This is a genomic window from Paraburkholderia sp. RL17-373-BIF-A, from assembly GCF_046030175.1.
Lineage (GTDB): Bacteria > Pseudomonadota > Gammaproteobacteria > Burkholderiales > Burkholderiaceae > Paraburkholderia.
In genome coordinates this window covers 205,341-227,643 of sequence record NZ_JARESO010000009.1, presented here as the reverse complement: position 1 = coordinate 227,643, position 22,303 = coordinate 205,341, and the positions used below count along the sequence as shown (strand labels likewise).

Annotated in this window: 21 protein-coding genes; 6 read left to right on the top strand and 15 right to left on the bottom strand. The window is 61.4% G+C overall.

The annotated features are described in order from the left end of the window. Positions 1-133: 133 nt before the first annotated feature. The 8 genes from P0D80_RS14195 to P0D80_RS14160 form a co-directional block, all read right to left on the bottom strand. Positions 134-1,300 carry an ABC transporter substrate-binding protein gene (locus tag P0D80_RS14195; RefSeq protein ID WP_408176353.1) on the bottom strand — a complete coding sequence of 389 codons (1,167 nt, stop codon included), beginning with the start codon at positions 1,298-1,300 and terminating at the stop codon, positions 134-136. A gap of 516 nt (positions 1,301-1,816) precedes the next feature. Then, positions 1,817-2,788 (bottom strand): branched-chain amino acid ABC transporter permease, encoded by a 972-nt coding sequence (locus tag P0D80_RS14190; protein ID WP_408176352.1) that lies wholly within the window; start codon positions 2,786-2,788, stop codon positions 1,817-1,819. Next, the gene (locus tag P0D80_RS14185) at positions 2,788-3,672 is read right to left on the bottom strand and encodes a branched-chain amino acid ABC transporter permease (RefSeq protein WP_132376522.1); all 885 of its coding nucleotides are present in this window, start codon (positions 3,670-3,672) and stop codon (positions 2,788-2,790) included. The genes P0D80_RS14190 and P0D80_RS14185 overlap by 1 nt, the downstream gene beginning before the upstream one ends. Positions 3,673-3,859: 187 nt before the next feature. After that, complete coding sequence (locus P0D80_RS14180; protein WP_132376521.1) at positions 3,860-5,074, bottom strand: ABC transporter substrate-binding protein; 1,215 nt, start codon at positions 5,072-5,074, stop codon at positions 3,860-3,862. A 51-nt stretch (positions 5,075-5,125) separates the two neighbouring features. Next, positions 5,126-5,884 (bottom strand): ABC transporter ATP-binding protein, encoded by a 759-nt coding sequence (locus P0D80_RS14175; RefSeq protein ID WP_408284638.1) that lies wholly within the window; start codon positions 5,882-5,884, stop codon positions 5,126-5,128. After that, on the bottom strand, positions 5,881-6,660 hold the full coding sequence (locus P0D80_RS14170) for an ABC transporter ATP-binding protein (protein WP_132376519.1): 780 nt from the start codon (positions 6,658-6,660) through the stop codon (positions 5,881-5,883). Before P0D80_RS14170 ends, P0D80_RS14175 begins: the two co-directional genes overlap by 4 nt. Before the next feature lie 286 nt (positions 6,661-6,946). After that, entirely contained in the window at positions 6,947-8,659 is a 1,713-nt protein-coding gene (locus P0D80_RS14165) for a GMC family oxidoreductase (protein ID WP_408284636.1), read from the bottom strand. A gap of 166 nt (positions 8,660-8,825) precedes the next feature. Then, positions 8,826-10,364 carry a CoA-acylating methylmalonate-semialdehyde dehydrogenase gene (locus tag P0D80_RS14160; RefSeq protein ID WP_408176349.1) on the bottom strand — a complete coding sequence of 513 codons (1,539 nt, stop codon included), beginning with the start codon at positions 10,362-10,364 and terminating at the stop codon, positions 8,826-8,828. Positions 10,365-10,507: 143 nt separating this feature from the next. Here P0D80_RS14160 and P0D80_RS14155 point away from each other — a divergent pair, with 143 nt between their 5' ends. Then, positions 10,508-11,407, top strand: a complete 900-nt coding sequence (locus P0D80_RS14155) for a LysR family transcriptional regulator (protein WP_408176348.1) — start codon at positions 10,508-10,510, stop codon at positions 11,405-11,407. A 326-nt stretch (positions 11,408-11,733) separates the two neighbouring features. Continuing rightward, on the top strand, positions 11,734-12,270 hold the full coding sequence (locus P0D80_RS14150) for a class IV adenylate cyclase (RefSeq protein WP_095417868.1): 537 nt from the start codon (positions 11,734-11,736) through the stop codon (positions 12,268-12,270). Between the two features lie 67 nt (positions 12,271-12,337). Here P0D80_RS14150 and P0D80_RS14145 read toward each other — a convergent pair whose 3' ends face one another. Beyond that, positions 12,338-12,829: an Lrp/AsnC family transcriptional regulator gene (locus P0D80_RS14145; protein ID WP_132376515.1), complete on the bottom strand. Its 492-nt coding sequence runs from the start codon at positions 12,827-12,829 to the stop codon at positions 12,338-12,340. A gap of 147 nt (positions 12,830-12,976) precedes the next feature. On the opposite strand from P0D80_RS14145, the gene phhA reads away from it, so the two are divergent. Both phhA and P0D80_RS14135 read left to right on the top strand, forming a co-directional pair. Beyond that, the gene (gene phhA, locus P0D80_RS14140) at positions 12,977-13,867 is read left to right on the top strand and encodes a phenylalanine 4-monooxygenase (RefSeq protein WP_408176347.1); all 891 of its coding nucleotides are present in this window, start codon (positions 12,977-12,979) and stop codon (positions 13,865-13,867) included. A gap of 104 nt (positions 13,868-13,971) precedes the next feature. Continuing rightward, a complete protein-coding gene (locus tag P0D80_RS14135; protein ID WP_408176345.1) occupies positions 13,972-14,262 on the top strand; it encodes a 4a-hydroxytetrahydrobiopterin dehydratase in 291 nt (96 codons plus the stop codon). A gap of 103 nt (positions 14,263-14,365) precedes the next feature. On the opposite strand, the gene P0D80_RS14130 is transcribed toward P0D80_RS14135, so the two are convergent. Beyond that, complete coding sequence (locus P0D80_RS14130; RefSeq protein ID WP_132376512.1) at positions 14,366-14,590, bottom strand: DUF3717 domain-containing protein; 225 nt, start codon at positions 14,588-14,590, stop codon at positions 14,366-14,368. A 239-nt stretch (positions 14,591-14,829) separates the two neighbouring features. Here P0D80_RS14130 and P0D80_RS14125 point away from each other — a divergent pair, with 239 nt between their 5' ends. Both P0D80_RS14125 and P0D80_RS14120 read left to right on the top strand, forming a co-directional pair. Continuing rightward, positions 14,830-15,516 carry a response regulator gene (locus P0D80_RS14125; RefSeq protein WP_013590077.1) on the top strand — a complete coding sequence of 229 codons (687 nt, stop codon included), beginning with the start codon at positions 14,830-14,832 and terminating at the stop codon, positions 15,514-15,516. 134 nt (positions 15,517-15,650) lie between these two features. Further along, positions 15,651-17,153, top strand: a complete 1,503-nt coding sequence (locus tag P0D80_RS14120) for an ATP-binding protein (RefSeq protein WP_408176344.1) — start codon at positions 15,651-15,653, stop codon at positions 17,151-17,153. A 64-nt stretch (positions 17,154-17,217) separates the two neighbouring features. Here the strand turns inward: P0D80_RS14120 and P0D80_RS14115 are convergent, their stop codons facing one another. The 5 genes from P0D80_RS14115 to P0D80_RS14095 form a co-directional block, all read right to left on the bottom strand. Continuing rightward, entirely contained in the window at positions 17,218-17,742 is a 525-nt protein-coding gene (locus P0D80_RS14115; protein WP_408176343.1) for an SET domain-containing protein, read from the bottom strand. Between the two features lie 219 nt (positions 17,743-17,961). After that, entirely contained in the window at positions 17,962-19,074 is a 1,113-nt protein-coding gene (locus P0D80_RS14110) for an NADH:flavin oxidoreductase/NADH oxidase (RefSeq protein WP_408176342.1), read from the bottom strand. A gap of 82 nt (positions 19,075-19,156) precedes the next feature. Beyond that, entirely contained in the window at positions 19,157-19,870 is a 714-nt protein-coding gene (locus P0D80_RS14105; RefSeq protein WP_132376508.1) for a glutamine amidotransferase, read from the bottom strand. A 127-nt stretch (positions 19,871-19,997) separates the two neighbouring features. Continuing rightward, positions 19,998-20,636: a MarR family winged helix-turn-helix transcriptional regulator gene (locus P0D80_RS14100; protein WP_132376507.1), complete on the bottom strand. Its 639-nt coding sequence runs from the start codon at positions 20,634-20,636 to the stop codon at positions 19,998-20,000. A 538-nt stretch (positions 20,637-21,174) separates the two neighbouring features. Beyond that, a complete protein-coding gene (locus tag P0D80_RS14095) occupies positions 21,175-22,290 on the bottom strand; it encodes a YbdK family carboxylate-amine ligase (RefSeq protein WP_132376506.1) in 1,116 nt (371 codons plus the stop codon). Between the last annotated feature and the right edge of the window lie 13 nt (positions 22,291-22,303).

Below are 22,303 nucleotides of genomic sequence, written 5' to 3'. Positions count from 1 at the left end.
AGACCGCAACCCAAATGCGGGTTTGTCCTGAAGCCGCGGAACCACACTTTTTCACGCGATGCGGACAATAAAAAAGACGCGTCAACTGCACGCGTCTTTTGTTTAATGGAGGTCCATATCGCTTAGCCTTCGCTCAGTCGCCGGACAACTTCCACTTGCCGCCGACAATCTCCACCATCACGCGCGCCCGCTGGTCGAGACCAGCGTGGTCGTTCGCGCTCATGTTGAAGATGCCGTGCGACGCGGGCATGTCTTTGGTGCTTTCCAGCGCTGCACGCAGTGCTTCGCGGAACGCAGGCGTGCCCGGCTGACCCTTCTTCAGCGCCAGCGGAATCGCGCGTTGCAGCAGCAGGCCCGCGTCCCACGCGTGGCCGCCGAAGGTCGACACCGAGCCCGCGCCGTAAGCGGTTTCGTACGCGCGCTTATAGGCGAGCGAACTCTTCTTCACCGGATTCGAATCGGGCAGTTGCTCAGCGACGAGCAACGGACCCGCCGGCAGATACGTGCCTTCGCAATCCTTGCCGCACACGCGCAGGAAGTCGTTATTGGCGACGCCGTGCGTCTGATAATACTTGCCCTTGTAGCCGCGCTCCTTGAGCGTTTTCTGCGGCAGCGCGGCCGGTGTGCCGGCGCCCGCGATCAAAACCGCATCCGGATTCTGCGACATGATCTTCAGCACTTGGCCAGTCACCGATGCGTCGTTGCGCGCGAAACGTTCGTTCGCGACGACCTTAATCTTCGCGAGATCCGCAGCCTTGCCGAACTCTTTGAACCAGCTCTCGCCATAAGCGTCGGAGAAGCCGATGAACGCGACCGTCTTCACGCCGTGATTCGACATGTGCTGCGCGATCGCGGTGGCCATGAGAATGTCGTTCTGCGGCGTCTTGAAGACCCACGCGCGCTTCGCATCCATCGGTTCGACGATGCTCGCCGCGGCGGCCATGGAGATCATGGGCGTGGAGGTTTCGGCGGCGACGTCGATCATGGCCAGCGAATTCGGCACGACGGTCGAGCCGATCAGCGCATCCACGTGATCTTCGCTCGTGAGCTTGCGCGTGTTCTTGACGGCCTGGGTGGAATCCGTGGCGTCGTCGAGCACGATGTAATCGATCTTCTGGCCTGCCACCTCTTTAGGCAGCAGCGCGATCGTGTTTTTTTCCGGAATGCCGAGCGACGCGGCCGGGCCCGTTGCCGACACGGTCACGCCGATTTTTACGTCCGCGAATGCATGGCCGCTCCATGCCGCGCTCACTCCGGTGGCGACCAATGCCGCACTGATCCAACGCAATGCCGACTTCATTCCGCTCCTCTATCTAACCCCGTCATTCATTCGAATTTAAATCCGTGGATTTAAATCCCGACCAGGCGGTCGGTGAATAGCGAGTTTAGCGGACGAAAGCCACGTGCCGCAAGCGTTTTGCGGGGTTGAGCCGTGTGAAATAGAGACATGTTCGGTGAATAAAAAAGGGTCACCGAATTAGCGGGGGATTTGAATGGCGAATAAGCAGAAACACAAATAAAAAGCGCTGTTGGATATCAATCCAACAGCGCTTTCGTCTGGGCACTGAGTGCCTCATTGTCTCCTCGTTCTCCACCTGCAAATTTCGTGGTGCATCAGAACTGCATGAAGATTAAACGAGCACCCTGCGTACTACAACTAGCAATTACCCTAGTGGTGCACTGCGGCACTGAATTGGGGCACGTTTGCGCGAACCTTGCCGGGTATGCATTTCGACTCGATTATCGATCCAAACTCGCCGCATCAAAACGGCCGGATTATATCGGATGCCGAAGCAATTGCGTGTTTCACCGTGCATCACGCTCGCAGCGGCCTTACCCGCGCGATGATTTCGCCGACGATGCCGCGACGGAACGCCAGCACGCACGCAATGAAAATCACGCCGGTCACAATGGTCACCGATTCGCCCAGCGAGCGGAACCACTCGACGCCCGTGGTCGTCGCCAACGCTCCGCCGATATCGCCGAGCCGGTCTTCGAGCGCCACAATCAGCGCCGCGCCAAGCAACGGCCCGAACAAGGTGCCCATGCCGCCGACGAGCGTCATCAGGATCACGAGACCGGACATGGTCCAGTACGCGTCGCTCAACGTCTCGAAGCCCTGCACCAATACTTTGAGCGAACCCGCGAGACCCGCGATCCCCGCCGACAGAATGAACGCGAGCAGCTTGAAGCGATCCGTATCGTAGCCGAGCGACACCGCACGCGGCTCGTTTTCCTTGATGGCCACCAGCACCTGCCCGAACGGCGAATGCACGATCCGCACGATCAGCAGGAACGCCAGCACCATCACGGCGAGCACGACAAAGTACAACGCCACGTCGGACGACAGATCCAGCAGGCCGAACAGCTTGCCGCGCGGCACGCCTTGCAGGCCATCCTCGCCATGCGTGAACGGCGCCTGCAGAAACACGAAGTAGACCATCTGCGCGAGCGCCAGCGTGACCATCGCGAAGTAGATGCCCTGGCGGCGAATCGCGAAGATGCCCACGATCAGGCCGAGCAAGGTCGCCGCCGCGGTGCCGACGAGCACACCGAGCTCCGGCGAGAAGCCGAGCGTCTGGATCGCATAACCCGTGACATAGCCGGCCGAAGCGAGAAACATCGCGTGGCCGAACGACAGCAAGCCGGTGTAGCCGATCAGCAGATTGAACGCCGCCGCAAACAGCGCAAAACACAGCACCTTCATCACGAAGAGCGGATAGATGCCGAGCACGGGCACCGCGAGAAGCACGATCAGCAGCAGACCGTAGAGCAATTTTCTCTGCATCATTTTTCCTTGCCGAAGAGACCCGCCGGGCGCACAAGCAACACCAGCGCCATGATCACGAAGACGACGGTCGCCGACGCTTCCGGGTAGTACACGCGCGTCAGCCCTTCGATCACGCCGAGCAGCAAGCCGGTAAGAATCGAGCCCATGATCGAACCCATGCCGCCGATCACGACCACCGCGAACACGGTGATGATCATCGGCTGCCCCATCAGCGGCGAGACCTGAATCACCGGTGCGGCGAGCACGCCGGCAAACGCCGCGAGCGCGACGCCGAAGCCGTAGGTGAGCGTGATCATCAGCGGCACGTTGATGCCGAACGCTTCGACCAGTTTCGGGTTTTCAGTGCCGGCCCGCAGATAGGCGCCAAGGCGCGTCTTCTCGATCACGAACCATGTCGCGAAGCACACCGCCAGCGAGGCCACCACGACCCACGCGCGATAGTTCGGCAGGAACATGAAGCCGAGATTGGTTGCGCCGGAAAGCGCCGACGGCACGTCGTACGGCTGCCCGGAGGAACCGTAGATGGAGCGGAACACGCCCTCCACCACCAGCGTGAGCCCGAAGGTCAGCAAGAGCCCATATAGATGGTCGAGCTTGTAGAGCCAGCGCAGCATCGAGCGCTCGATCGCGATGCCGAACAGTCCGACGATCAGCGGTGCCAGCACCAGCATGACCCAGTAAGGCAGGCCGAAATACGAAAAGCCCATCCACGCGAGCATCGCGCCCAGCATGAACAACGCGCCGTGCGCGAAATTGATCACGTTGAGCAAGCCGAAGATCACCGCCAGCCCGAGGCTCAGAATCGCGTAGAACGAGCCGTTCACGAGCCCCAGCAGCAGCTGGCTCAGCATCGCCGGTAGCGGAACGCCAAAGATTTCCATTGAAGCCTTAACCCATCGCCAAGGTGAGATCGGTCACGCACGATCCGGCCGGCGCGCAATCAGCGGCAAAGACGCCGATCGCGCGCGGCATGTGAAACGGTTCACCGTCAGCCTGTGTACCATCGTGACGTTACGCATCGCCCGACAGGAGCAGCAGGCAGACGGCCATCTGGTTACGAACCAGCGTTTATTTCCACAACGCGCAGCGCGTTTCCGCCTTGGTTGTGAAGGCCTGCTCGCCGGGGATCGTCGCTGTGATCTTGTAGTAGTCCCACGGCTCTTTGGATTCAGCCGGCGTCTTGACCTGCATCAGGTACATGTCGTGAATCATGCTGCCGTCCTGACGGATGTAGCCCTTCGCATAGAAATCGTCGATCTTGGTCTTCTTCAGTTGCGCCATCACCTTGTCGGAGTCGGTCGAACCCACCGCCTTCACTGCATTCAGATAGGTCATGGTCGCCGAGTAGTCAGCGGCCTGCAGGCTCGACGGCATCTTCTTCATCTTTTCGAAGTAGCGCTGCGCCCACTTGCGCGTGGTGGCGTCCTTGTTCCAGTACCAGCTGTCCGTCAGCACGAGGCCTTGCGTGGTTTCCAGACCCAGGCTGTGCACATCGTCGATGAACATCAGCAGCGCGGCGAGTTTCATCGTCTTGGTAATGCCGAATTCCTTGGCCGCCTTGATCGAGTTGATCGTGTCGCCGCCCGCGTTGGCGAGGCCGAGAATCTGCGCCTTCGACGCCTGCGCCTGCAACAGGAACGACGAGAAATCCGAAGCCGACAGCGGATGGCGCACCGCGCCCAGCACCTGGCCGCCGCTTGCTTTCACCACGTCCGACGTATTCTTTTCCAGCGCCTTGCCGAACGCGTAGTCGGCGGTCAGGAAGTACCAGGTCTTGCCGCCCTGCTTCGTCACCGCCGAGCCCGTGCCCTTGGCCAGCGCCGTGGTGTCGTACGCGTAGTGGATCGTGTACGGCGTGCATTGCTCATTGGTCAGCGTGTCCGCGCCCGCGCCGATGCTGATGTAGACCTTCTTCTTTTCTCCGGCTACGGTGTTCATCGACAGACCGGTCGCCGAGTTCGTGCCGCCGATCAGCAAATCGACGCCGTCGCGGTCGAACCATTCACGTGCGCGCGACGCTGCGATGTCCGCCTTGTTCTGGTGGTCCGCATACACCACCGTGATCGGCTTGCCGTTCACCTTGCCGCCGAAATCCGCCACCGCCATACGGATCGCTTCGAGTCCACCCTGCCCGTCGATATCCGCATACAGACCGGACATATCGGTAATGAAACCGATCTTGACCGCGTCGTCAGCCGCTTGCGCGCTGCCCATCGTCAAAGCGGCGCCGGCGGCGACCGCGAAACAAAGTGTGGCAAGCCGCGCGAGTGGGTTCTTTTTCATTCCTGTCTCCTGGTTTCTTCGCTTGTGGTTATCAGAGGCAATCGGGCGTTTTTATACGCCCAGTAGATCGTGCAGGACCGGCATCTTGCTTTCGAGTTCACTCGCCCCGAAGTGCTCGACAATCGCGCCGTGCTCCATCACGTAGAAGCGATCTGCAAGCGGCGCGGCAAAACGGAAGTTCTGTTCGACCATCACAACGGTATAGCCCCGCGCCTTGAGTGTCATGATCATGCGCGCCAGCGCCTGCACGATAACAGGCGCGAGCCCTTCCGAGATCTCGTCGAGCAGGAGCAAGCTCGCGCCGGTGCGCAGAATGCGCGCCACCGCCAGCATCTGCTGTTCGCCGCCCGACAGCCGCGTACCCTGGCTCATGCGGCGCTCCTGCAGATTCGGAAACATCGAATAGATTTCTTCGAGCGACATCATGCGTGCCTTGTCGCCGACCGGCGGCGGCAACAGCAGGTTTTCCTCGCACGAGAGGCTCGAAAAGATACCCCGTTCTTCCGGGCAATAACCCACGGCGCAATGCGCGATGCGATGCGTGGGCAGGTTGATGGTTTCGCGTCCGCCGATGCGGATCGAACCGGTGCGCCGTCCGGTCAGGCCCATGATGGCGCGCAGCGTGGTGGTCCGGCCCGCACCGTTGCGACCCAGCAGCGTGACGACTTCGCCGCGGTTCACCGTCAGATCGACGCCGTGCAGAATATGGGACTCCCCGTACCACGCCTGCAAACCCTTGATGTCCAGCGCGGGAGCAGCGTTCTCCGTCCCGCTTACGTCGAGGCTTTCACGCTCGGCAATCGTATTCATGCGTGGGCTCCGGCGAGCGCCGCGTCGGCGCTGCCCATATAGGCTTGCATCACGAGCGGATTCTTCGACACTTCGGCGTAGCTGCCTTCGGCGAGCACTTCGCCACGTTGCAGCACGGTAATCGTGTCGGAGATGCCGGCGATCACATTCATGTTGTGCTCGACCATGAGGATGGTGCGTCCGCTCGATACTTTTTTGATCAACGCCGTCACGCGGTCGACGTCTTCATGGCCCATGCCTTGCGTGGGTTCGTCGAGCAGCATGAGCTCGGGTTCCATGGAAAGCGTGGTGGCAATTTCCAGCGCGCGCTTGCGGCCGTAGGAAAGTTCGACCGTCAACACATCGGCGAAATCGGTCAGTCCGACCTGGGTGAGCAGATCCATTGCGCGGTCATCGAGTTGGCGCAGCGTACGCTCGCTCTTCCAGAAATGAAATGCCGTGCCGAGCTGGCGCTGCAAACCGATGCGCACATTCTGCAATGCTGTCAGATGCGGAAACACAGCAGAAATCTGGAACGAGCGGATAATGCCGCGCCGCGCGATTTGCGCCGGGCGTTCGCTCGTGATGTCAATGCCGTTAAAAACGATCTGACCCGCGGTGGGTTCCAGAAATTTGGTGAGCAGATTGAAGCAGGTGGTCTTGCCTGCCCCATTCGGGCCGATCAGCGCATGGATCGAGCCACGGCGCACGCGCAGGTTCACACCGTTCACGGCGATGAAGCCTTTGAACTCACGAGTGAGGCCGCGCGTTTCGAGAATCGTATCGCCGAGAATCATGTTCCCTTCCATACGGAGTAAGGCGAAGCATTACGATCTTACGCGCGAACCGCTGCGCGACTTTTTATGACGGCGGCACCCCGTGCCGCTCGTTGGCGTGCTGCACCAATCCGGACGGTGATCCATGGGGCGGCACGCAGCATGGCTGCCATTGTCGCGCCAATGATGCAGCGCATTCATTGGGATTTGCACTTAGTGGATGATGCCCGCCCGAGCGGGACCCTTACGTGCGAGATGCCCGCCGCGCATGACGGACGGGCATCTCATGCGGCTCGTGCGCTAGCTGTCACACGTCGGACATGGAAGGCGTCGAGCTCGTTTGTGCCGCGAAACTGCCGGCCACGCGCGCACGGCGATCTTCGCGGATTATCTCGCTGGCGCGTTCGGCGATCATCAGCGTGGGCGAATTGGTGTTGCCCGAGGTGATGTTCGGCATGACAGACGCATCAACCACGCGCAGTCCGTCAACACCGATAACCCGTAGCCGGTTGTCGACCACGGCGCCGGGGTCGTCGGTCGTGCCCATGCGGCAGGTGCCGACCGGATGGAAGATGGTCGTACCGACCGCGCCGGCGGCCTGCTGCAACTCTTCCTCGGTCTGGTACTGAACGCCCGGCAAAATTTCCTGCGGTCGATAGCGAGCCAGCGCGGGCGCTCCAGCAATGCGGCGCGTGAGACGCAGCGCATTGGCGGCAACGTGCCGGTCGTAATCGGTGGAGAGATAGTTCGGTGCGATCAACGGCGGCGCCGAAGGGTCGGCGGATTCGATGTGAATGCTGCCGCGCGAAGTGGGCCGCAACTGACACACCGACGCCGTGAACGCATTGAACCGATGCAGCGGTTCGCCAAAGCGGTCGAGAGAAAGCGGCTGGACGTGATATTCGAGGTCGGGCCGGGTAAGCGAGCGATCCTCCCGATCGGATTTGGCAAACGCGCCAAGTTGGGACGGCGACATCGACATGGGCCCGCTTTGAAAAAACGCGTACTGCATGCCGATCAGCAGCTTGCCCCACCAATGCGCGGACGCAGTGTTGAGCGTGCGTACGCCGTCGACTTTGTAGGCCATGCGCAATTGCAAATGGTCCTGCAGATTTTCACCCACACCACGCAGATCGTTGACGACCTCGATGCCGAGATTCTGCAGACGCGCGCCATTGCCGATGCCGGACAGTTCGAGCAATTGCGGTGAGTTGACCGCACCTGAACTGAGGATCACTTCGCAGCGGGCCTTGGCCAGATAGTCCGTGTCGTTGCCGCGATATTCGACGCCTGTGCAACGGCGTCCTTCGAAGACGACGCGCTGCGTGTGCGCACCGGTGATTACGGTGAGATTCGGCCGCTTGAGTGCGGGACGCAAAAACGCCTTCGATGCATTCCAGCGAATGCCGCGCTTCTGATTGACGTCGAAGTAGCCGACACCGGTGTTGTCACCGCGATTGAAGTCGTCGGTAGCGGGAATGCCGGTCTCTTGCGCGGCGCGTGAAAACTCTTCGAGAATTTTCCATTTCAACCGCTGTTTCTCGACGCGCCACGGTCCGCCCGCGCCATGCGATTCGGTCGCGCCGGCATAGTGGTCTTCGCTGCGTTTGAAGACAGGCAACACCGAGTTCCAGGACCAGGACGGGTCGTTGGTGACACGCGCCCATTCATCGTAGTCTTCGCGCTGACCACGCATGTAGATCATGCCGTTGATGGAGGAACTGCCGCCTAAAACGCGTCCGCGCGGATACGAGAGCGAGCGGCCATTGAGGCCCGCTTCCGCCTGCGTTTTATAAAGCCAGTCCGTGCGCGGATTGCCGATGCAATAGAGATAACCGACCGGCACGTGAATCCAGTGGTAATCGTCCTTACCGCCGGCTTCGAGCAGCAATACCTGCACGTCGGGATCCTGGGTCAGGCGATTGGCCAGGACACAACCCGCCGTCCCCGCGCCCACGATGATGTAGTCGAACTCGCCTTCGAGGCGCCGGGCCGCGGGCGTCGTATCGGTATGGCTCATTGTCCAGTCTCCTAAGCTTTTTTGTCGGCGAGTCGCATGATTGCCATGCGACTGCGGCGTCGGGCTCTATTTGTGTTTTACGCCTTTCTTCTGCCCGTTTAGCACTCGTTTCTGCCACGGCCTTCGGCAAGCCACCACAAGCCTTGCCGAAAGCAAATGCCTCACACTACTTCGCTACCGGCATCGTAAACTCAGCGCCCTTGGCAATACTGTCGGGCCAGCGCTGCATGATGCTCTTGTAGCGCGTGTAGAACCGCACGCCTTCTTCACCATACGCGTGATGATCGCCGAAGAGCGACTTCTTCCAGCCACCAAACGAGTGCCATGCCATCGGCACCGGAATCGGCACGTTGATCCCTACCATGCCGATTTGAATCTGGCGCGAAAAAGCGCGTGCGACGCCGCCATCGGACGTAAACAACGACACGCCGTTAGCAAACTCGTTGGCGTTGATCAGTTCCACCGCGGAAGCAAAATCCGGCACGCGCACCACACACAGTACGGGTCCGAAAATCTCTTCGCGATAAATCTTCATATCGGTCGAAACATTGTCGAACAGAGTGCCGCCGAGAAAGAAGCCCTTCTCATGACCGCTGACCTGATGGCCTCGTCCGTCGACAACCAGCTTCGCGCCCGACGCGACACCCGAGTCGATATAGCCGACCACTTTCTCGCGATGCACCGCCGTCACCAACGGACCCATCTCGGCATCCGATTCCATGCCGTTGAGAATCTTCAAACTCTTCACGCGCGGCGTGAGCCGCTCGATCAACTCATCGGCGATATGCCCTACGGCGACGGCCACCGAAATCGCCATGCAGCGCTCGCCCGCCGAACCGTACGCCGCGCCGATCAAGGCATCGACGGCCTGGTCGAGGTCCGCGTCCGGCATCACCACCAGATGATTCTTCGCTCCGCCCAAAGCCTGCACACGCTTGCCGTGCTTCGTGCCTTCCGTGTAGATGTATTCGGCAATCGGCGTCGAACCGACAAACGACAACGCGCTGACTTCCGGATGCACGAGTAGCGCATCGACAGCAACCTTGTCGCCGTGCACGACGTTGAACACGCCGTCCGGCAAGCCGGCTTCCTTCAACAATTCCGCGAGGCGGTTCGAACAGGACGGATCGCGCTCCGACGGCTTCAGCACGAACGTGTTGCCGCACGCAATCGCGACGGGGAACATCCAGCACGGCACCATCATCGGGAAATTGAACGGCGTAATGCCGGCAACCACGCCGAGCGGCTGACGCAGATTCCAGTTGTCGATCCCGCCGCCGATCTGATCGGTGAAGTCGCTCTTCAACAGATTCGGAATGCCGCACGCGAACTCGACGATCTCGATGCCACGCATCACCTCGCCCTTGGCATCCGAAAACACCTTGCCGTGTTCACGCGTGATCAGTTCCGCGAGTTCGTCGTGGTGACGGTCGAGCAGTTCCTTGAACTTGAACAGGACACGCGCCCGCTTGATCGGCGCGGTTTCACTCCACGCGGGAAAGGCGGCACGGGCGGCGGCGACGGCAGCATCGACTTCGGCGACGCTCGCGAGCGGCACGCGCGCGCTCACGCTGCCTTGCGCGGGATTGAAGACGTCGCCGAAACGGCCGCTCGTGCCATCGAGCGTCTTGCCGTTGATGAAATGGGTCAGCGCACGGGCGCTGGTCGCGGTGCGCTGGGTTTCGTCCTGATATGTCTCGCTCATGGTGTCCTCTTTCCTGTGAAGTCTTCCGCCCCGGTGCCCGCGGCGTGATAAAGGCATGTTGAAGATGAAGCGTACGGCGCTTCGGGTCGACAAATCCAATGAGTAATGCTCAACTGCGCTATAAGGCGAGCTAATATCAGGATATGGATCTGACTCTGCTTCGGGCGTTCGTCACGGTGGCACGCGAGGGCAATCTCACGCGTGCCGCGGTGCATCTTCACCTGACCCAACCCGCCGTCAGCCTGCAAATCAAGCATTTGCAAGAGACGCTCGGCGTGACGCTGTTCACGCGGACCTCGCACGGGCTCTCGCTCACGCGCGACGGCCAGGCGCTGCTGCCCCACGCGGAACGGGCGCTCGCCGCGGCGAACGACGTGCAGCGGGCGGCGCAATCGCTGCGTCACGAAGTGCGCGGACGGCTACGGATCGGCACGATCCTCGATCCGGCGTTCCTGCGCCTGGGCGGCTTTCTCAAGCAGCTCGTGGAGACCTGGCCGCACATCGAGACGGCCTTGCGCCACGGCATGTCAGGCTGGGTATTGGACCAGGTTCGCGCGGGTGAACTGGATGTCGGCTACTACATCGGCCTGCCGTCCGAAGACGAACCGCGCGACGGCCCGGCTTTTCATGCGGTCACGTTGACTCATTTCCAGTACCGTGTGCTCGCGCCGGCCGGCTGGAAAGACCGCGTGAAGGGCGCGCGCGACTGGCGTTGTCTCGCGGCGCTGCCGTGGATCTGGACGCCGCCGGCGTCGGCGCATAACCGGTTGTTGTCGCGCTGTTTCGACGAGGCTGGCGTGAAGCCGGTCAAGGTGGCGGAAGTGGACCAGGAGCCGTCGATGCTCGACCTGGTCAAATCGGGCGTCGGTCTCACGCTCGCGCGCGACGCCACCGCCATCGCCGAAGCGCATGCGCACGCGTTGACCATCGTCGAAGGTGTCACCGTGCCGACTCAGCTCACCTTTATCACGCTCGCGCGACGCAAGGAGGAACCGGCGATTGCCGCGGCGTTGAAGCTGATCGAGCAGCAATGGACGACTTGAGGCGCAGGTGAACCGAGTTTGCGTGTAGGACACAAGGACGCCAGGGGCGAGCGATATGAGCCCCTCTCATGACACGCTCATCAAATCGTGCGGCCCTCCTGACGATCTCCTTGCGCGTGCACCGTCGCCAGCGCCGATCGTGGAACACGATCGCCTGCCCGGCATCTGAAACCACACCGTCACGCAGTTTTTGTTAGATTGAGGGTTCGCGCTCACGCGCCGGCTCCGCATCCTTTTCCGTTCCACTTGACTTTGTCCTTCCCGGCAGCTTCGCCCCGGCAACACCGGAAGCCGCCGACCACTCCATCCTTCGACAGGAGCCTGACATGGCACGCAACATTGAAATCAAAGCCCGCGCCCAGCATTTCGAGCAACTCCGCGAACGCGCGGCGCAGCTCGCGCCGGACGCGCCGCTGATCTTCCGCCAGCAGGACTTTTTCTACGACGTGCCGCGCGGCCGCCTGAAGCTGCGCCAGTTCGACGACGGCACGCCGGCCGAGCTGATCTTCTATCAGCGCGACGACCGTGACGGTCCGAAGGCGTCGTATTACACGCGTAGCCCGGTGACCAACCCGGAAGCCATGCACGCGCTGCTCGCCACCGCGCTGACGACGCGCGGCATCGTTACCAAGGAACGGCATGTGTATCTGACCGGGCGGACGCGGATCCATCTGGACCGGGTCGACGGTCTGGGCGACTTCGTGGAACTCGAAGTGCTGCTCGCTCAGGACGACGACGAAGAAGGCGGCCACGCCGAAGCGCATGCGATGTTCGCCACGCTCGGCGTGCCGGAATCGGATCTGGTGGCGGTGGCTTATGTCGATCTGCTGAGCCCGGACAGCGAGCCGAAGCAAGCGGCATAAGACTGAGGCAATACGGGGCGCAGTGCGAAGTCAGCTCGCCAGGCGCCGCACCCATACTGCCGCCGCATCAAGCGGCGGCTGTCCCCGGCGACAGATGGCCCAGCGGCAACGGACCATTGCGTTTGAAGGTGGTGAGCACGATATTAGAGCGCACGCTATCGACGCCCGGCACGCGCATCAGCTTCTTCATCACGAACGTCGACAGATAGTTGAGATCAGGCGCGACGATGCGCAACAGATAGTCGGCGTCGCCCACCACGGCATGACACTCCAGCACTTCAGGCAGCACGTCGATTTGCTGCTGGAATTGCTCGATGATCGAATCGCCGTGGTGCTTCAACTTCAAACTGGTGAACGCGGTGACGCCGAGCCCGAGCTTCTCCGGCCGCAGCACGACGCGATAGCCGTCCACCACGCCCACCTGCTCCAGACGCTGCAAACGCCGTCCGATCTGCGACGGTGACAGCGGCACTTGCTCGGCCAGTTGCTGATGCGTCGCCCGGCCGAAGCGCTGAAGCACGTCCAGCAGCGCTAGATCGAAGTGATCCAAGTCGAACATGTCGAATACCCGCATTAAATGATCAGTTGATGCACGATTATTGCATATTTGCTCTGCAAACCGCCATCATTGCGCCCTTTCCGCACCCACACCGCTCTACACTTGCATAACCGATTTATACCAGCCGTCACCGTAGAGCGCAGCATCATGTCCACCGCCAATACCGCCAAACTGAAAGAGCAATTCGACGCCGGCCTCGAAACCCGCGCCGATTTCACCATCGATCAACCGACCGAACGCTACGGCGCGGTCGATCACGCGGTATGGCAACAGCTTTACGCGCGCCAGACGGCGCTGCTCAAAGGGCGTGTGTGCGACGAGTTTCTGGCGGGCGTCGAAACCATCGGCATGCCGGCCGACCGCGTGCCTTCGTTCGAGGAGATCAACGCGAAGCTCACGCCCGCCACCGGCTGGCAGATTGTCGCCGTGCCAGGCCTCGTGCCGGACCAGGTATTCTTCGAGCATCTAGCGAATCGCCGCTTTCCCGTGACGTGGTGGATGCGCCGCCCGGATCAGCTCGATTATCTGCAGGAACCGGACTGTTTTCACGATCTGTTCGGTCACGTGCCGCTGCTGATCAACCCGGTATTCGCGGACTACATGCATGCATATGGCCGCGCCGCGCTCGCCTCCCATGACGCCGGCGCCCTGCCGCTGCTCGCGCGCCTCTATTGGTACACAGTGGAGTTCGGACTGATCCGCGACGCGGCGAGTCCGAACGGCGTGAAGATCTATGGCGCGGGCATCGTGTCGAGCAAGGGCGAAACACTCTACAGCCGGCAAAGCGCGGCACCGAACCGCCTCGGCTTCGACCTCGAACGCGTGATGCGCACGCGCTACCGCATCGACACGTTCCAGAAGACCTACTTCGTGATCGACGACTTCGCGCAGCTCTTCAACGTCGCGCAAACCGATTTCGCGCCGCTGCTGGCCAGGCTCGCAGCCGAACCGGCGTTCGCGGCCGGCGACGTCCTCGAGCACGATCGCGTGATCACGCGCGGCTCGCAGGAAGGCTGGCTGGCCGACGGCGATATCTGAAAAGCAAGGCTGACGGGGCCGCCTGCGGGCGGACGGCATCCGTGAAAAAATAGCGGATGCGCACGTCCACCGGCGTGCCTGTTCAGATCAAATGAGGTGGCACCATGATTCACAAACTGACATCCGAAGAACGCGCCACGCAGATCGCCAGCTTGCATGGCTGGCAAGCCACAGCGGGCCGCGATGCGATTCAGCGCCAGTTTAAATTCGCCGACTTCAACGAAGCATTCGGCTTCATGACGCGCGTGGCGATCAAGGCGCAGGAAATGGATCACCACCCGGAATGGTTCAACGTGTACAACAAGGTAGAGATCACGCTGTCCACGCATGAAGCCGGCGGCTTGACAGAGCGCGACATCAAATTGGCTAAGTTTATCGATAGTATTACCGCGTAATACAAACGTACTAGTACGATCAGCGGGTTTAAACGCCGTAATTTGAGTATTTCTGCGGAAATGAAAGGGCTTTGCAGGTAATCCCTTGTCCAAACCTTCAGTTCTACAGGCTATTCTTAAGGTGCACGTAAGAATCCCACGCAAGCCTCGCAACCGTGTCCAAACGATCCGGTGATAGCGTGTGCTGACGCTGTACAATCATCAGCGCATACGGCTTGGAGAGCGCGCTTGCCTCCTTGCACAGAACGAGTTCGTCGCCGCTCGAAGGTGAGCGGGCGCGCCAGAAGTTGATTGCGGCTTCCAGTTCGTGAATGCTTATCTCGGACATGACTTCGTGATCGCTCTCAAGAAAACGCCGGGCCGTCCCAGGTTTTCTTGCCCCTGCGAGGGACTGGCGCGATGCGACAGGTCTGGGGGCGCCAGGTAGGCGCTTCAAGGCCGCTCGATGCCTGCTTCGTGGCCGCTTCGTGCCAGTTCGGTACGGCCACGCCGCACGCTGCCTGTGCAGCAGGCGCCCCGGCGAACCGCTTGCCCAAACGCCTAACCCATTGTACTTGAGCGAAATCCATGCGACTCCTTCTGATCGAAGATGACCGCCCCATCGCACGCGGCATCCAAAGCAGTCTCGAACAAGCCGGCTTCACCGTCGACATGGTCCACGACGGCATTTTCGCCGAACAGGCCCTCACGCAAAATCGCCATGAGCTGGTGATCCTCGATCTGGGTCTGCCCGGCATCGACGGCATGACGCTGCTCTCGCGCTTCCGTCAGAGCAATCGTCACACGCCGGTGATCATCCTCACCGCCCGCGACGAGCTCAACGACCGCGTGCAAGGCCTGAATTCCGGCGCCGACGACTACATGCTGAAGCCGTTCGAACCCACCGAACTCGAAGCGCGCATCCGCGCGGTCATGCGCCGCAGTGGTCCGCACGGCGATATGCCGCGTCCGGAAGTGTCGCTGGGCGGTGTGCGCCTGTCGGGCGTCGATCGCCGCATTTTCAACGACGACAAGCCGCTCGAACTCTCGCCGCGTGAATTCGCGGTGCTCGAAATGCTGCTGTTGCGTCATGGCCGCGTGGTCAGCAAGGCGCAGCTGCAAGACCATCTGACGCATTTCGGCGGCGATCTCGGCGACACCGCGATCGAGGTCTACGTGCACCGGGTGCGTAAAAAGCTCGAAAACTGCCGTGTCGAGATCGTCACGGTGCGCGGCTTCGGTTATCTGTTGCAGGAAATCCGTCAGGCCGCATAATCGTCGTGAAGGCCGCACGTTGCATTGCGGCCTGACGGCGCCGGGCCGGCGCCGCGCACTCGGTGCGCATTTCGCCGGCATCCGGCGAAATTTCACGGTGCTTGCGCCGTTGCTATTTTCCCGCGCGTTCGATCATGCCCCAGCCGGCCGCCAATAGTCTGCGCCGCACGCTGCTGCGGCGCCTCGCTGCTCCCCTTTCGCTGCTCGCGCTCATGAGCGGCCTGATCGCTTACTGGCTAGCTTGGCAGTACACGCAGCACGTGGTCGACCGTTCGCTCGCCGATCTCGCCACCGCGATCTCCAAACAGATCCAGATTGCCGGCCCGAATGCGCGCATCACGGTGCCGCCGCTCGCGCAAGCCATGTTCTCGGACCCGGTCGAGCACCTCGTCTACCGGATCAGCACCGGCGAAACGGAAATCGCCGGCGATCACAATCTCCCGCTGCAAGGCACGAGCGTGCGGCGCATGCATTACGCGTACGTATTCGAAACGCAGCATCAAGGCGTGACGGTGCGGGTCGCGCAGGTCCGGGTCGATCAGCCGACGGGCAATCCGATCGTCGTCGAAGTCGGTCAGCCGGTGCATCACCGGTTTCGCATCGCCGCCGAGTTTCTGGTCGCGATCATGATGCCGCTGTTGCTGCTGCTGCTGGCGGGCTGGGTGATCGTGTGGCGGGTGGTCAATCAGCAGCTCAATCCGCTCACCGATCTCGCGGACTCGCTAAACCGGCAAACGCACACGTCGCTGGAACCGGTCGACGAAACCTATGTGCCGGTCGAAATTCGCCCGCTGACCGGCGCGTTGAACGCGCTACTCGGTCGCCTGAAAACGGCACTCGACGGCCAGCGCAAATTCATCGCCGACGCCGCGCATCAATTGCGCACGCCGCTCACCGCCGTCAAGCTGCATGCCGAGCAGGCGGCCATCGCGCGCGACCCGCAGCAAACGCTAGCCGCTGTGCGTGAACTGCGCGCCGCAGCTGACCGCGCAGTGCGGCTGTCGAATCAACTGCTCTCGCTCGCGCGGGCCGAGCCGGGCGAACAGGCGGCTCGCTTCGTCAACGTGGACATGGCCGCGCTCGCGTTCGATACGGGCGCCGAATGGGTGCCGCGTGCGCTGACGTTCCATGTCGACCTCGGCTTCCAGCGTCTGGACGACCCCAGCAACGGCCATCCGTTGATGGCGCGCGGCAATCCCGTGCTGCTGCACGAAGTGATCGCCAATCTGCTGGATAACGCGCTCAAGTACGTGCCGCCGTCGCGTTTCGATGGCGGCCGCATCACGGTGACGGTGTCGCAAACGGTAATCGACGAACTGCGCATGGCGGAGATCATCGTCGAAGACAACGGGCCGGGCGTGCCGCGCAACCAGCAAGCCGATCTCTTCAAACGGTTCTTCCGCGGGGACGGTCAGAGCGACGCCGGCGTGGATGGCGGCGCCGGTCTCGGCCTCGCGATCGTCCACGACATCATGGTGCTGCATCACGGCAGCGTGCATTACGAGGACGCACCGGAAGGCGGCGCACGTTTCATCGTGCGCATTCCGCTCGTGCCGATCAGCGTGCAGAGCATCGTGGAACCCGAACCACGGCGGCCGGCAAAAAAATCGGCGCACTCGGCGCCGGTGGATAGCTAACGGTTCAGATGCTCGACGGGCTGCCTGGCGATCACACAGATGATCGACTCAGGCAGTCCGGATGTCATTTCTTCTTCGCTTTCTTCGCCGACGTTTTGGCCTTCTTGGCCGACTTCTCGGACTTGCCGTCGCCCTTCTCCTTCTCGGGCGGCGCCAGCATCGTGCCGCGGCACTTACGCGCGCCGCAACGGCATTCATATTCCTTCTTGAGCTTCTTGGTCTGACGCGCGTCGATCACGAGGCCGTAGTCGTAAAAGACTTCCTCGCCTTCAGCGATATCGCGCAACGCATGCACGTACACGTGACCGTCGATTTCTTCGGCTTCGCAGTTCGGCGCGCAGGAATGATTGATCCAGCGCGCGCTATTGCCGTTCACTTTACCGTCAATGACCTTGCCGCTATCGAGTGCGAAATAGAACGTGTGATTCGGTTCGGCCGGATTGTGCGGATGACGGCGCAACGCTTCTTTCCAAGAGATCCGCTCGCCCTTGTATTCGATTAGGCGCTCGCCGGCCGCAATCGGTTCGAGGGCAAACACGCCTTTGCCGTGCACACCCGAACGGCGCACGGCGATCCTGCGTGAACTCATTGAATGAATCCTTGTGAAGAACTGGGGGTGAAGTTCGGCAGCCGTCAGAAATGCCCGCGTCTGACGCGCTGCTTTTTTCTGACGCGGATAGCAAACGCGGCGCCTTGCGAGCGCCGCGTCGGACTTGCGACGCTCGCGCGCCACAACCGGCATCCTACACGCTGAAGACGGCTTCGTTCAACCGTCAAAAAGACGCGCACGTATGACGGGTCGCCAACTTCACCGTTGTCCGAACGAAATGTCGCCGAACAGTGCCTTTTGCTCGCGTGGTTGCGAACGCCAGTACTGCGGTGGCGCTTCGACCGTCGCGCCGAGTTGTGCCGCGGCGTGCCACGGCCAACGCGGGTTGTACAGTAACGCGCGCGCCAGGGCGATCAGATCGGCGTCGCCGTCTTCGATCAGTTGTTCGGCATGCAACGGGTCGGTGATCAAGCCTACGCCGATGGTCGTGAGGTCGGTGGCTTCCTTGACCGCCTTGGCAAAGGGAATCTGATAACCCGGTTCAAGCGGAATCCTCTGCAACGGCGAGACGCCGCCGGACGATACGTCGATCCAGTCGCAGCCGCGCTTTTTCAGTTCCTGCGCGAACGCGATCGTGTCCTCGAGCGTCCAGCCGCCTTCGACCCAGTCGGTTGCGGAGACGCGCACGCCGACCGGTTTGTCGGCGGGAAATGCAGCGCGCACGATATCGAAGATTTCAAGCGGAAAGCGCATGCGGTTTTCAAGCGAGCCGCCGTAGTCGTCGTCGCGCTGATTGGCGATCGGCGAGAGGAACTGGTGCAGCAGATAGCCGTGCGCCGCGTGGACTTCCAGTGCGTCGACGCCGAGCCGAGCCGCGCGGCGCGCCGAGGCGGCGAAGGCTTCGCGGATGCGGTTCAGCCCAGGCGTGTCGAGCGCCAGCGGCGGCTCTTCGCCGGCCTTGTGCGGCAACGCGGACGGCGCGTGCGGCAGCCATCCACCTTGCGATACCGGAATCAGCTGACCGCCTTCCCACGGCGCGTGGCTCGACGCCTTGCGCCCGGCGTGCGACAACTGCATCGTGACCTTGATGTGCGAATGCTTGCGGATCGCGGCCAGCACGGGCACGAGCGCGGCTTCGGTGACGTCGTCCCACAAACCGAGATCGCCGGGTGTGATGCGGCCGTCCGGCTCGACCGAGGTCGCCTCGATACAGAGCATGCCGGCACCGGATAACGCCATGCTGCCGAGATGGATCATGTGCCACGCCGTTGCCTCGCCACGGTCGGCGGAATACTGGCACATCGGGGACACGACGATACGATTGGGAAGCGTCACGCTACGCAGCGTGAGCGGAGAAAAAAGCGCGCTCATGGATTACGCCCAGTAGAAACCCGAGAGCGATCGAGCATAGCACCGCAAGTGATTTAGTGCTGGCCCGCGGACTTTCAGAATTTCAGGGTTTCGCCTCGACCTGGTCGAGCCACTCGCCAAACATGCGGCACGCGGCGGCTTCGAGCGCGGGACCGAACTTCGCGGTCTCGGCCCGCAACTGGCGCGCGTCGATGCCGTGACCAACCAGCTCACCGGCGTTACCGATCAGCCAGGGCTCGAAGCGGTCGGTACGAATCTCCGGATGACACTGCAGACCCAGCACATGATTGCCCCAGGCGAAAGCCTGGTTTTCGCAGGCCGGCGTCGACGCAAGACGCGTTGCATTGTCGGGAAGATCGAAGGTGTCGCCGTGCCAATGCAGCATGGAGGTCTGCGCGCCATCCAGATGACGCACCGGTGACGCGCGGCCGGCGTCGGTCAGCGTCAGCGGTGTCCAGCCGAGTTCGGTATGGCCTGCGGGATAGACGCGAGCGCCAAGGGCACGCGCGATCAATTGAGCGCCGAGGCAGATGCCGAGCGTCGGCAAACCGGCCGCGATGCGTTTCTCGATCATGGACAGCAGCGGCACGAGCGTCGGGTAAAGCGCGTCGTCGGTTGCGCTGATCGGGCCGCCGAGCACCACCATCAGCGATGCGGCGACCGGGTTCGGCGCCTCGATGCGGGCAAAGCCGACATCGAGATAACGGACCGGGCGCCCGCGCTCGCCGAGCACCAGCTCGAGACTGCCCAGATCCTCGAAGTGCACGTGGCGAATGGCCAGAACTTCGCGATTCATCGGCCTGCCCCACCTTCAGGTTGACTAAAGACTTGCCGCCACGCGGCACCAGTCGGCTGACAGGCGGCATAGGCCGCCTGCCGAAGCCGGCTTGGCAGTGTAGCGGATTGTCCCGGAAGAAGCCGCCTTATTGGGCGAAGATCTTCCAGGTCTTCTTCTGGGTGGCGACGTCGGCCGTCTCGTACACCGAGCAATCGAGGCGCAGATCCGTATCCGACATATTCAGATCGAGCAACGCGCAATGATGCGGCGTCTTCTTCGGGTTCTTGCTCGGCTCGAAGTGCGTGCAGCTCAGGCACATGCGGTGCGGCGGAATCGTGCCCTGCGCTTCCAGCTGATGCACGGTCTTGAGCAGCGTGCGATAGAACACCGCCTGCTCGTCGTCACGCAGCGTGCCGACCGCCTTGGCCAGGAAGTCCGGCCATTGCGCGGCGCGCTTCGCCGCCGTACGGCCACGCGCCGTCAGGCGGACCGCGAGGGCGCGGCCGTCGTCGAGGGCACGGCGCTTTTCGACCAGCCCTTTGGTTTCGAGCGTGCTGACTGCATCACTGGTCGTCGCGGCGGTGAGCGCCGTTTCACGGGCAATTTCGCCGAGACGCATCGGGCCTTTGCGCTGCATCAGCAAGACCAGAATTTCGCCTTGAGTTGGTGTCAGGCCAGCGCCCTCCGCCCATTCCCAAGCCTGGCTCCGCATTGCCGTGCTCAATCGCAATAGGCTGTGGGTCACCCGCCCGGTCGCCTGTTCTCCGTATACGCCTTCGCTCATAATCTTCGATTGGTTTATTTACAGCTTTCGTACGATGCCGGCGAACTGCTTGCCGACTGCGCCCGTAGCCTGTGTGGGGTAGCCTCGCCCAACTGCGACAAGACGGTTTTCTACTATCTCAAAAATTTACCGCCTTGCAAGGCAAAGCAGCGAAAACGACATTCTATGCGAGAGCGGCGAATCGTACAGCTAACTTATCCAACACAAGCTGTGGATAACCATGGGAAAACTTAGGGATAGCTTGTGCGCTGATTCTTGATAAGCACCCAGGCCCGCTCTACCCGTCCCAAAGTTGTCCTCGTATACCGGCGCCGTTGCGCCCTCGATCAGCTCAGTTATGGTTTACGCAGCGCATTGACTTTGCAGGGAATTATTCAGTTGTCCACAGGCAGATGCAATGCTTGTTAACTACTACTACGTTTGTATACGTTAACTCTATAAAAACCAAAGGCACGCCGAGCTGGAAAATTAATTTACTGAAAAAAACCCGCTCGAGGCGGGTTTCCTTACGATTTGACGTAAGCAATCCTGTCTTTGCCTACGCCCGCCACTGCAAACACTGTTGCCGGACAGCTTCATGCAGAGACTTTTCCCGTTCGACCACACCGCGTAACCAGGTTGCATCATTGACCTGACCGCGAGCGATCGCGCCGATTTCAGCAAGCGCATTACCCGAACCTAACGCTTCGGCGTGCGGAGCGATCAAATCCAGCGTTTCGAGGATGTCTTCGGAAATCGTCTTGCGCTCACCCGTCTGCGGATTGATGCAGGTGCCGGCAAGACCAAAGCGGCACGCTTCGAAACGATTGAACGTATAGACGAGGTAATCGTCTTCCTGCGGCGTGATCGGTTTGTCGAGCAGCAGATGCCGGGCAAGCGTCTGGATATAGCAGGCAATCGCCGCCGCGCGATCGACCGACAACGGCGTATCCATCACACGAACTTCGATCGTGCCGAAACCCGGCTTCGGCCGGATGTCCCAGTAGAAATCTTTCATGCTGTTGACGACGCCGGTGTGGACCATCTTCGAGAAATACTCCTCGAAGCTATCCCACGTCAGCACGAACGGCGCGCGGCCCGACAGCGGGAACGCGAACACGGAATTCAGTCGTGCCGAATGAAAACCGGTATCGACACCCTGCACGAACGGCGACGATGCGGACAACGCGATGAAATGCGGAATGAAGCGTGACAACGAATGCAGCAGATAGAGCGCGCTGTTCGGATCCGGGCAGCCGATGTGCACGTGCTGGCCGAACACGGTGAATTGCTTGGCAAGATAGCCGTACAACTCGGAGATGTACTGAAAACGTGGCGTATCGACGATCTGCCGCTCGCTCCATTGCTGGAACGCATGCGTGCCGCCGCCGCACAAGCCGACGTTCAGACGGTCGGCCGCGGACACCAGCGTGTCGCGAATCTTGCGCAAGTCGGTGACGGCCTGCTCATGCGTCGTGCAGATGCCCGTCGACAACTCGATCATGCTTTCGGTGATTTCCGGCGTGATGTTGCCGGGGATCTTTTCGTCCTTGATGAGGCGCATCAGATCCGAGCCAGCTTTGGTCAGATCATAGTCGTGCGTATTGACGATCTGCATCTCGAGTTCGACACCGAATGTAAACGGTTTCGAATCGATGAACGGTTCGAGTGACATGGCGTCCCCTGAG